This window comes from Oribacterium sp. KHPX15, assembly GCF_900107835.1.
In the GTDB taxonomy this organism is placed as follows: domain Bacteria; phylum Bacillota; class Clostridia; order Lachnospirales; family Lachnospiraceae; genus Oribacterium.
Map to the genome: position 1 here is coordinate 269870 of NZ_FNRG01000002.1, position 12737 is coordinate 282606.

6 protein-coding genes are annotated in these 12737 nt (G+C 44.3%); all 6 read right to left on the bottom strand.

Features of this window, described 5'->3' with window-relative positions; all coding sequences use genetic code 11:
* Positions 1–103: 103 nt before the first annotated feature.
* The 6 genes from nifJ to rpmF all read right to left on the bottom strand — a co-directional run bounded on the left by nifJ (position 104) and on the right by rpmF (position 12704).
* A complete protein-coding gene (gene nifJ / locus BLV86_RS02545; RefSeq protein ID WP_031554433.1) occupies positions 104–3631 on the bottom strand; it encodes a pyruvate:ferredoxin (flavodoxin) oxidoreductase in 3528 nt (1175 codons plus the stop codon).
* Positions 3632–4027: 396 nt separating this feature from the next.
* Positions 4028–6103: a VanW family protein gene (locus BLV86_RS02550; RefSeq protein ID WP_242873213.1), complete on the bottom strand. Its 2076-nt coding sequence runs from the start codon at positions 6101–6103 to the stop codon at positions 4028–4030.
* Positions 6104–6332: 229 nt separating this feature from the next.
* Positions 6333–8222 (bottom strand): excinuclease ABC subunit UvrC, encoded by a 1890-nt coding sequence (gene uvrC, locus BLV86_RS02555; protein WP_090815000.1) that lies wholly within the window; start codon positions 8220–8222, stop codon positions 6333–6335.
* A 136-nt stretch (positions 8223–8358) separates the two neighbouring features.
* Positions 8359–10776 (bottom strand): leucine--tRNA ligase, encoded by a 2418-nt coding sequence (gene leuS, locus BLV86_RS02560; protein WP_090815001.1) that lies wholly within the window; start codon positions 10774–10776, stop codon positions 8359–8361.
* Between the two features lie 233 nt (positions 10777–11009).
* Positions 11010–12248 carry a putative glycoside hydrolase gene (locus BLV86_RS02565; protein ID WP_031554425.1) on the bottom strand — a complete coding sequence of 413 codons (1239 nt, stop codon included), beginning with the start codon at positions 12246–12248 and terminating at the stop codon, positions 11010–11012.
* A gap of 273 nt (positions 12249–12521) precedes the next feature.
* Positions 12522–12704, bottom strand: coding sequence for a 50S ribosomal protein L32 (gene rpmF, locus BLV86_RS02570; RefSeq protein WP_029200168.1), 183 nt, complete (start codon positions 12702–12704; stop codon positions 12522–12524).
* Positions 12705–12737 lie beyond the last annotated feature (33 nt).

A 12737-nucleotide genomic window follows, 5' to 3' on the forward strand; every position in this document is an offset into this window, starting at 1 on the left:
GACTTTAATAACTAAATATCTTTCATTGCTAAATAGTATCACAGAAAAAGAACAAAAAGAAGCCGGCTTTCGCCGGCTTCTTTTAAACTCGCTTTATATAATTTTAGTTATTGTAAAGATCGTTCAGCTTCTTAAGGTGTGCATATCTAGCCTCTGACTCAGCCTGGTTCTGCTCATCGAGTGCCTTAGCTCTCTCAGGGTTCTTGAGACCAAGTGAAAGGTAACGAACCTCTCCCTTAAGGAAGTCCTGATATCCTGTGAAATCCGGCTCCTTAGAGTCAAGAGTGAACTTCTTGTCACCGCCGTTAGGGTTAAATCTGAAGTTATTCCAGTAACCTGTTGTAAGTGCAAGCTTCTCCTCTTCCATAGCCTTTGCCATGCCCTTCTTGATACCATGGTTGATACATGGAGCATAAGCAATGATAAGTGATGGACCTGGATAAGCCTCAGCCTCTGTAATAGCCTTAACTGTCTGAGCCATATCACCACCCATGTTGATATGAGCAACGTATACGTAGCCGTAAGACATTGCGATACCAGGGAGATCCTTCTTGCCTGTCTCCTTACCTGCTGCAGCAAACTGTGCTACTGCACCGGTAGGTGTTGACTTAGATGACTGTCCGCCTGTATTTGAGTAAACCTCAGTATCGAATACCATAACGTTGATATCCTTGCCTGAAGCAAGTACATGATCAAGTCCGCCGAATCCGATATCGTAAGCCCAACCGTCACCACCGAAGATCCACTGGCTCTTCTTTGACAGGAAGTCCTTATTCTTTACAAGATCCTTTGAAAGATCATCAGTCTTGTCTGCAAGAGCTGCAACAAGCTTATCTGTAGCTGCACCGTTTGTAGCGCCTACTGAGAATGTATCAAGCCACTCCTGGCATACATCCTTAACAGATGCATCCTTCTCTGCAAGTGCCTCAACTTCCTTCTTAAGTCTGCCACGGATAGCATTCTGAGCAAGAAGCATACCATAACCAAACTCTGCGTTATCTTCGAAGAGTGAGTTATCCCATGCAGGACCCTGGCCCTTAGCATTTACTGTATAAGGTGTAGAAGGTGATGAGTTACCCCAAATTGATGAACATCCTGTAGCATTTGCAATGTACATTCTGTCACCGAAGAGCTGTGTGATGAGCTTAGCATAAGGTGTCTCACCACATCCGGGACATGCACCTGAGTACTCAAGAAGAGGCTTCTTGAACTGTGATCCCTTAACAGTTGTCTCCTTGAACTTAGCAACAACTTCGTCCTTCTCAGGAAGCTTCTCAGCATAATCGAAGAACTTCTGTCTGTCGAGTTCCTGTGCGATAGGCTTCATCTCGAGAGCCTTGTTGCCCTTCATACCAGGACATACATTTGCACAAGATCCGCAACCTGTACAGTCAAGAACAGATACCTTGATACCGAACTTGTAGCCAGGCATACCTGTCATATCCTTGAAAAGATCGCCTGCAGGTGCTGCTGCTGCCTCTGCCTCTGTATAAGCAAATGGACGGATAGCTGCATGAGGACATACATATGAACAGAAGTTACACTGGATACAGTTATCAGGATTCCACTGAGGAACGTTAACTGCGATACCTCTCTTCTCGTATGCAGCAGTTCCTGAAGGAGTTGTACCATCTACATAATCCTTGAATGCTGATACAGGGAGACCGTTACCTTCCTGAGCAGAAACAGCGTTCTGAATGTTGTTAACGAAGTCAAGAACTTCCTTCTTACCTTCTGTCTTATCCTTGAACTCAAGTCCCTCATCCTGTGCATTTGCCCAATCAGCAGGAATCTCGATCTTCTCGAATGCGTTAGCACCGGCATCAATAGCTGCCCAGTTCTTCTTAACGACATCCTCACCCTTACGGCCGTATGTCTTCTGAGCTGCATCCTTCATAAGCTTGTTAGCCTCTGCAGGAGGAATAATTCCTGTCAGTGTGAAGAATGCTGACTGAAGGATTGTATTGATACGAGTAGGGCCCATGCCTGTCTCGATACCGATCTTTACACCGTTAATGATGTAGAAGTTGATCTTGTGATCATACATGTACTTCTTAACCTGGCCAGGGATATGATCAGCGATCTCATCCTTGCTCCATACGCAGTTAAGGAGGAATGTACCACCGTCAACAAGCTCCTGTACCATGTTGAACTTTGTCATGTATGCAGGATTGTGGCAAGCTACGAAGTCTGCTCTCTTGATGAGGTATGTTGACTTGATAGGCTTCTTACCGAATCTGAGGTGAGACATAGTAACACCGCCGGACTTCTTTGAATCATAATCAAAGTAAGCCTGAGCGTACATGTCTGTGTTGTCACCGATGATCTTGATAGAGTTCTTGTTAGCACCTACAGTACCGTCAGCACCGAGACCCCAGAACTTACAGTTAACTGTTCCCTCAGGAGTAGTTGTAAGAGCAGGTCCGATAGGAAGAGAAAGATATGTTACATCATCGTTGATACCGATTGTAAATCTCTTCTTCTCTGTATTCTTATAAACTGCAACGATCTGTGCAGGTGTTGTATCCTTTGAACCAAGACCATAACGTCCTGAGAATACCTTAACGCCCTGGAACTTGCTGCCCTGAAGAGCTGCAACAACATCAAGGTAAAGAGGCTCACCGATAGAACCGGGCTCCTTTGTTCTGTCAAGAACAGTGATCTGCTTAACAGTCTCAGGAATAGCCTTAAGAAGAGCGTCTGTGCAGAACGGTCTGTAAAGTCTAACCTTAACTACACCGACCTTCTCGCCCTTAGCTGCAAGGTAATCGATTGTCTCTTCGATTGTATCGTTTACAGAACCCATAGCAACGATTACATGCTCAGCATCAGCTGCACCATAGTAATTGAAAAGCTTATAGTCTGTACCGATCTTAGCATTAACCTTGTCCATGTACTCCTGAACGATTGCAGGAAGTGCATCGTAGTAAGGGTTAGATGCCTCACGTGCCTGGAAGAAGATATCCGGGTTCTGAGCTGAACCTCTCTCTACAGGATGGTTAGGGTTAAGTGCACGAGCTCTGAACTCGTCAATGTACTCCCAGTCAACCATATCCTTAATATCTTCATAATCCCACTCTTCGATCTTCTGAATCTCGTGAGAAGTTCTGAAACCATCAAAGAAATTGATGAAAGGAATGCGTCCCTTAAGTGCAGCAAGGTGTGCTACAGGAGTAAGGTCCATGACTTCCTGTACGGAAGACTCGCAAAGCATAGCAGCACCGGTCTGACGGCATGCCATAACGTCTGAATGATCACCAAAGATGGAAAGTGCGTGAGATGCAAGTGCACGTGCAGATACATCAAATACGCCTGGAAGCTGCTCACCGGCAACCTTGTAGATATCAGGGATCATAAGAAGAAGACCCTGAGATGCTGTGAAGGTAGTTGTAAGAGCACCTGCAGCGAGTGATCCGTGAACTGCACCTGCAGCACCGGCCTCAGACTGCATCTCAGTTACCTGAACGGTCTCACCAAGAATGTTCTTTCTGCCTTCTGTTGCCCACTCATCAACATGCTCCGGCATAACTGATGAAGGGGTGATGGGGAAGATGGCGGCTACTTCTGTAAATGCATATGATGCATGTGCAGCAGCCTGATTACCATCCATGGTTTTCATTTTTCTTGCCATAAGAATTCCTCCTAAAAAATGAATCGTTACATGAATGTGATTTTATTATATGAACCTTAATAAAAAGGATATCATACTGTAGGAAATTATAGCATTTCCGCCGTAAAATGCAAAGAAATAGGACCTCGTACATGAAAAAATACAAGAAAAATGCATAAAAGAGCCAATTCCTAGCGATTTACTATAGTATATATTGTACAAAATCAAAAACAATATCCGATATGATCCGCTCAAAAAATTATTTCACCCCGATAATGTAATTTTCAGCTCTTCTAATCATCATGACATATTTCGAATATCCGTAATCCGCTGTTTTTTCAAGGGATTATGAAGTATAAAAAATACCGCATGTCTCCAACGACATGCGGTATCCGGTCTTTAAGATTTATCGGTTTTTCAACCACCCACTACAGGGCCTTCCTCAATAAGTCCTTCATTCAGAGAATCCCCCATTACAGGAACAGGTCCCTCGATATATTCATGAACGGTTTCGGCATTTGTTTCCGGACCGGGCGCAGGAGGCGCCTCATGTACAGACTCTTCCTCACTATCGGGCTCGCTGTTGTCCTCAGGTCTCTCAGTCTCCTCATGCTCAGACTGTTCTGGCTGCTCAGACTGTTCAGATGATGAAGTACTTTCTACCGATTCACTTGCCGGCACATAAACTATCTCACCGTTTTCATTTGTAACAGCAGTCAATCCTGCTGCCGCCGCTGATTCTGCAGCAAGAGACGCTGCGACCTCAGGCGAATATTTCTTAGGTGTGTGACCACTGTAATGTGTATAGTGATCCTTGACCTTCTCTGTAGTTCCGTCAGCATTGTGAATGATCTTATACGCCTGCCATTCCGAACCGGCACTTCCCTCTGACTCTGTTCCCTCAGTAATGATAACAGGATCCGGTACAGGAAGATCCATTGCCTTCTCAGAAACAAGTTCCCATGAAACGCCTTCAGGAAGAACCCTCACACCGTAAATCTGAGCATTCATAGTCTGATTCTCGTACCAGGTACGGATTCCGATAGCGTGATCAGAGTCATTAACAAACTTATAATCAGGCCCCGGCCAGGAAACCGTTGCATCAGTTCCTGGAGTAACGTATGTAGGCGCAAATGTGTGCGATCTTCTGTAGGTTGTGGTAAGTCCGGCGCGAAAAACAGCATTATATAGTGTGGATGAAACCTGGCACACACCTCCGCCAACCTCTGTAACAACCTCACCTTCGTTATAGGCCGGTGCTCCGCCGTATCCCTTTTCCTCAGTACGCTGACCCACAATCTGATTGAAAGAGAATTCCTCTCCCGGCTGAAGAACGGTACCGTTTATTGCTGCAGCCGCAGTCTTAATGTTCCCGTTACGGATAGAATTCGAAGTAGTATTAGTCGTGAAAGATCCGATTATCTTGTACTTATCCTTGATTGAATCCAGTGAAGCTGAAATCGTTTTTCCGTCAGCATCAATCTGAGATGAGTAATTATGATTATTTATGGCCTCCATAACTTTGGCAGCCGTAGTCTCAGCATTAAGCTCATAGCCGTCAACAGAGCCTCCGAAAACAAATTCACCCGTGGAACGGTCATAAGAGGTTATGTCACCGTTTTTAGGATTCATCTTCCATACAGTGGCGAGCTGTGTCATGTAGTCATTTATCTGAGAGGTGAAATCCGGAAGTGCCAATGCATAGTCCGCAGTAACAACGCTTTCTGTCTCAGTGCTGCTCTCCGACTCATTTCCGGAAGAACTCTCCTCGGTTTCCTGAGACTCCTTTGATTTAATGTCTCCAAATATCTGTGTGATCATCTCATCAAGGTTTACTTCTATAAGGTCAGGCACATTGAAGCTTGATGCCTCAGGTCTTATGGTTATGGACGAATACGGATTTTTAACTTCAACTGTCTGCTCAGTTCCATCATTATCAGCCTGTATTCCGGCCTCTGCTGCAGTCTCTGAAGAGCTTTCACCGGAAGAAAGATCCGGCATACTGAACTCACTTAACAGGGGATTTGTATTGTTAACCACCAGATTCCATGTATACTGAGCCTTTATAGCCTCCTTAACCTGCTGCTGGTTCATTCCATTGATATTTAAAAGCTGAGCACCCTCTGCAAAAGAACTGATATCAAGATAAACATCCTCATGTATTGTGTTGGGATCCAATGTTTCTTCTACCGCATACGTAGTTTCTTCTATAGATGAATTAGACGATCCGCCTATACCACCCTTAAGTGCAAATATCAGTCCGCCCACCAATATAACTGCCGCAACGGCAGATCCTGCTATAATGCCGTAATTCGGTTCTCTTTCAGGTCTTCTGCTATACCGACTGTCAGAACTTCTTGTTGTATTATTCTGTGAGCTTACCCGGGAAGTAGTGCTCCTGCGTTCGCTCTGCTGTGAACCCCGGGCCCTGGATTGCCCGCGCGCCCTGGATGCCGGACGCTTTCCTCCATTATCTATATATCTGTCTGCCATAAAAAATATCTCCGTGTATGTAATACTTCCCGCCTATACAGGCAATGTGTGCTGTCCTCTGACAATCTCACAATGCTACAGCAATCACAGCAGGAAGTAAATCCTATTTTTACTCACATCATCTTATCAACAATAATTATTTTTGTATATTGTGATTTTCATTAAATACAAGACAGATTTATGTAAGAATAATGAACAGTTTTTCAACACAAATGCCCCATTATGTCTCTTATCGATTGTTGTGGAAGAAATCATATACCTGTCTCGCAGAATGATCATCCATGGAAGGACAGTCACTAAGCTCCTCCAAAGATGCCGTTCTTATATGGTCAATGTCTCCGAACCGCTTCATCAGAGCCTTCTTTCTCACCTCTCCCACGCCTTTTATATCATCCAGTAATGATTTTATCTGGCTCTTTTCCCTAAGTGAACGATGATAAGTGATGGCAAATCTGTGAACCTCATCCTGTATACGGGTGAGGAGTTTAAAGGCTTCGGTGTTCTCGCTGAGAGGCAGCTCCCGATCGTCATACAAAAGAGCCCTTGTTCTATGATGATCGTCTTTTACCATACCGCATACTTCAACTGAGGTTATGCCAAGCTCATCAAGCACCTGCCTGCAGACATTAACCTGTCCCTTGCCTCCATCCATACAGATAAGATCCGGGAAGTTAGAAAAAGATCCCATGGAATTATCCTTTCCGGCGGCTGCATTATCCTTCATCTCACTAAGGCCATGTTCAAAGCGGCGGGTAAGCATCTCATACATGGATGCGTAGTCATCAGGCCCCTGAACCGATTTGATACGAAACTTTCTGTAATCATTGTTCTTGGGCTTTCCGTTCTGATATACAACCATGGAACCGACATTAAGAGCGCCCATGGTATTTGAAATATCGTAAGACTCAATGCGGATTGGAGGCTTCTCAAGGCCGATTATGTCCTGAAGCTCCTTAACCGCCTTGGCACATTTTGCATCCTGCTCACGATACTGCTGTCTGTATCGGTTCATAAGAATTCCGGCATTGGTGATAGCCAGTTCAACAAGCTTTTCCTTTTTGCCTATCTGAGGTGTGATAATGCTTACCTTTCTGCCCTTCTCGCGGGTAAGCCACTGTTCAAGTATGTTTTTTTCCGGCAGTTCAGTCTGCACCCATATTTCATGAGGGATAAACGGGGTTCCGTTATAGTACTGTTCTATAAAATCGTTAAGGATCTCTTCATCGGTTTCTTCCTGGTCGATGTCCACAAACTGATGGTCTCTTCCTATGATCTTTCCGTCCCGGACGAAGAATATCTGAACGATGCAGTCCGAGAACTCTCTTCTCATACCTATGATGTCGCGATCTCCGGAATCGTAAGCCACAATCTTCTGTCTGTTCTGCACAGCTTCAATTGCCTTTATGAGATCCCTCATTTCCATGGCGGTTTCAAAATCCAGATTATCGGAGGCCCGCATCATCTTGCGATGAAGTTCCTTCACTATATCCTCATATTTTCCGTTAAGAAAATCTACGGCCTTATCCACCTGGATTTTATAGTCAGCCTTACTCTGTCTGCCAATGCAGGGACCGTCACACTGGTGGATATCATAGTACATGCACTTGTTGACAAGGGGTGCATCCTCCGAAAAAACTTTGTTGCAATTCCTTATGTGGAAAGTTCTTCTTATGAGATCGATAACCTCATTTACCTGATCATTGGAAGCATAGGGGCCGAAATATTTGCCTTTATCCGTGGCTCTTTTCCTGACCTTCAAAACTCTCGGGTACTGTTCAAAGGTAACCTTGATATAGGGATAGGTTTTGTCATCTTTAAGAAGTGTATTGTATCTCGGTTTATGCTCCTTGATGAGATTGTTTTCCAGCATCAAAGCTTCAAGTTCGGAGTCTACCACTATATATTCGAATCTCTCCACCAGACTCACCATCTGCTGGATTTTTACTGATTTTTTATAGGACTTTTGGAAATACTGTTTTACACGGTTTTTCAGAACCTTTGCCTTCCCTACGTAAATGATCTCATCCTTTGGGCCGTGCATCATATATACTCCGGGAAGTGCCGGCAGCTTTTTCAGTTCTTCATCAAAATTGAATTTGCTGTTATCTCTCATAGGCATCTCTTTCTAACTAAAACAATCCGCCGCAAACAAAAGTCTGCGGCGGATAAAATCATAACACGAAACTATAAATTCCGGTTAATTAAATTCTTAAATCTCCGTTTATAATTCCCGGAGAATATAAATCATCTCCTGATCACTTTACAACAAAGTTCAGTATCTTTCCTTTTACAAAGATAACCTTAACGATGTTCTTGCCCTCAAGGAATTTGTTGATCTGCGGATCAGCCTTCGCAGCCTCAACTGCTGCATCCTGATCTCCTTCAGCAGGGATGTCAACATTTCCACGTACTTTACCGTTAACCTGAACACCCATGTTGATGACTGCATCCTTGGTCTTCTCTTCATCATACTCCGGCCACTCAGCAAGAGTAAGAAGTCCCTCACCTCCGAGAGTCTCGAAGATTTCCTCTGTAAGATGAGGTGCAAACGGATGAAGCAGCTTGATAAATACAAGAAGGTCATTCTTTGTGATGGCGCCTGCCTTTGTAAAGTCATTGATAAGAGTCATCAAAGCCGCAATGGCAGTATTGAACTTCATACGCTCAATATCATCGGAAACCTTCTTGATGGTCTTGTGAAGCTTTGACTCAAGGCTTGCATCTTCCTTATCAAGAGTTGCGATATCTGTAAGTCCCGCAACACGGTCAAGGAAACGCTTAACACCACGTACACCTTCATCGCTCCATGGAGCAGCTGCTGTATAGTCACTCATAAAGAGAACATATGCACGAAGAGTATCTGCACCGTAAGTATCAACGATGTTCAGAGGATCGATAACATTACCCTTTGACTTGGACATCTTCTCTCCGTCAGGTCCAAGGATAAGTCCCTGATAGGATCTCTTTGCATAAGGCTCAGGTGTAGGAACCAGCTTCTGGTCATAAAGGAACTGATGCCAGAATCTTGAGTAAAGAAGGTGTCTTGTAACATGCTCCATACCACCATTATAGTGGTCAACCGGAAGCCAGTACTTAAGCTTTTCAGCATCGGCAAATGCCTTGTCATTGTTGGCATCGCAGAATCTCAGGAAATACCATGAAGAACCTGCCCACTGAGGCATGGTATCTGTCTCTCTCTTTGCTGCTCCGCCGCACTTAGGACATGTGCAGTTTACGAAGCTTTCAATCTTTGCAAGAGGTGACTGGCCGTCTGTACCCGGCTCGAAGTTCTCAACATCCGGAAGTGTAAGGGGCAGCTGATCCTCAGGAACTCCGACAGTTCCGCACTCAGGACAGTGGATAAGAGGAATAGGCTCTCCCCAGTAACGCTGACGGTTGAATGCCCAGTCCTTCATCTTGTACTGAACGCCCTTGTGTCCGATGCCCTTTTCCTCAAGAACAGTAAGCATCTTTGCGATGGAATCCTTTTTGTTTGTGAATCCGTTAAGGATGTCGGAGTTAACCATCTCGCCGTCGCCTGTGTATGCTTCCTTTTCGATGTCTCCGCCCTTTATAACTTCAACGATATCTACGCCGAACTTCTTGGCGAAATCGTAGTCTCTCTGGTCGTGAGCAGGAACCGCCATGATAGCTCCTGTTCCATAGCCCATCATTACATAGTCTGCGATAAATACAGGGATCTGCTTTCCTGTAACAGGATTTACAGCCTTAAGACCTGCAATCTTTACGCCGGTTTTGTCCTTTACAAGCTGAGTACGCTGGAACTCTGTCTTCTTGGCAGCGTCCTCACGATACTTCAGAACTTCATCCCAGTTTGTAATTTTGTCCTTGTACTTGTCAAGGGCAGGATGCTCCGGAGCAACAACCATGAAGGTTACTCCGTAAAGGGTATCGCATCTTGTAGTATAGATCTCAAGCTTATCGAGAACCGAACCATTGCTTTCATCTGCAAGCTCAAAGTTAACGAATGCGCCTGTTGAACGTCCGATCCAGCTTACCTGCTGCTGCTTGATGCTTTCAGGATACTCAACGTCATCAAGACCATCCAGAAGTCTGTCTGCATATTTTGTAATCTTCAGGTACCAGACATCCTTTGGAAGCTGAACTACATCACTGTGGCAGATATCACACTTACCACCCTGTGAGTCTTCATTGGAAAGAACCACCTTACAATTTGGGCAATAGTTTACGAGAGTCTTTGCTCTGAATACAAGCCCCTTGTTAAAGAGCTGAAGGAAGATCCACTGTGTCCACTTATAGTAATCCGCATGTGAAGTTGCAATCTCTCTTGACCAGTCAAAAGAAAATCCAACCTGTCTCATCTGATCCTTGAAGTGATCGATATTCTTCTCTGTGATGATGTGCGGATGTGTATTGGTCTTGATAGCATAGTTCTCAGCAGGAAGTCCAAAGGAATCAAATCCCATAGGGAACAGAACGTTGTAGCCCTGCATTCTTCTCTTACGTGCAAGAACCTCGATACTTGAATATGCCTTGATATGTCCAACGTGCATTCCCGCTCCTGACGGATATGGGAACTCAACAAGTCCATACCATTTTGGACGCTTGTCAAAGTCCACTGCCTTGAAGGCATCAGCCTCTTTCCACTTTGTCTGCCACTTAGGCTCGATTTTCTTAAAATTATATTGCATAACCAATTTCCCCTTGTGAAATCATGTTGAAGTAACTTTTTTGCCTTCCGGCATCCCGACTTATCATAAGTCAGGAAAGTCAATATCTGTCTGCTCTTCGTGAAGCACAGGCACTTATATCAACGAAATCTAATTATAACAGAAAGAATCCTTACGTCAAAGATTTTAACGTCTCCAAAAGAATATCCTTCATAGCTGATATAACCGGATATCAATTTCTTACCTTTTCAATTTCATGCAGACAGAAACGCATCCCACTGATACTCGTTATTTGCGTTCCATATAAGCCACTCATCATATCCGGCATCGTAGACCGCCTGTATCTCCTGTCTTATTTCTTCAGGCCCATAATGGAGATAACTCGAAAGATATGAAGCCGTAAATCCCTGAAGCCACGGACGGACCTTTGCCTGATGTACCCCCTCAACCTCCTCCAGAGCAAGATCCTTTTTGGAAGCATTGCAGGCACCAAGTATAGCCTCATAAGGATGCTTATCCGGAACATCCAGCCCAAAATTCCCGTTTCCGTAGTGGGAAGGATAAATCATGGGGCACATATAATCCACAGCACTCGCCATAACCGGATAGTCCTGTCCTACCGAAATTGTATCAACATAAGAACCAATGATAGTTCCGAAAACGTCCGCGGACATAAACACATTTTTATCTGCCAGTCTGTCCGAAGCGAACTTGATAAATTCGGTGATGATCTCCGTCTTGTCCATACCCTGGGTTTCTTCATCGGTATAAGTCACATTGTTCATACCCTTTTCGGTACAGAATCTCACATAGTCGAACTGGATTTCATCAAAACCCGCATCAGCACACTGCTCCGCCACCTGCACCTTATACTCCCAGGCTTCCCGGTTATAAGGATTGATCCATGTCATGCCGGAGGCATCATGGAATACAGTACCGTCATTATTGTGGTTCAGCCACTCCGGCTTAACCTGTTCAAGAAACGGATCTCTAAAGGTTACAATACGGGCAATGGCATAAATATTATGCTCCTTCAGCATAGACATAAGTGCGTTGATGTCGGGAATAGTCTCCTGCACCGAACCGATGGATTCGATGAGTTCACCACCCATTTTGTACTCGATATGTCCCTTATCTTCCAGAATATCTATGACGACAGCGTTGATCTCGGTGGCATCTATATGCTCAACGATGGTCTTCATTTTCTCCGCTCCCGCAACCTTTGAGCTGATGTAGACGCCCTTTACTTTAACCGGAGTCTTATCCGGCACTTTCTTAGTCCATATAGCTGCCTGTTCTATAGCCGCACTTTCGGATTCCTCGATTTTTATCTGCTCCTCAAGGGACTCCATGAATCTGGATTCCTCAGCAGATTCAGATTCATATTGTATAAGCTCATCCGACTTATTCACACTGTAGACTATAGGCGAATGCTTCTGGCATCCGGTCACCATCAGACTCAGCAGCATGATCACCGTTAATAACCTTTTCATAAAAACTCCATTCCGATACCTTAGTGCACCGGGATAATTCGTAAAATTTTTTTCACACTGATATCCATTCCAGCTTTTTCAGCCGGCGGTACAAATTGTGATGAATAAAATCCTTCACATTAGTATCTCTGCACCCCGGGGAAACAACTTAAGTCATTATACCACGTAGCTCCCATTTAACAACTTCAACGGTTTTTGAATATTTCCATACACAGAAAAAACCCTGAAGCATAACACTTCAGGGTTAATTATCTCTTATTAAATCGGTAAAGATCAGTCTTCAACCTTAACGATCTCACGCTTGTTGTAAGATCCGCAAGCCTTGCAGACTCTGTGAGGCATAACAAGAGCACCACACTTTGAACACTTTACAAGGTTCATCTTTCCCATCTTCCAGTTAGCTCTTCTTGAATCTCTGCGAGCCTTAGATGAATGATTCTTAGGACAAATTGACATATTTACACCTCCTTCGTCATACCGAGAAATTAT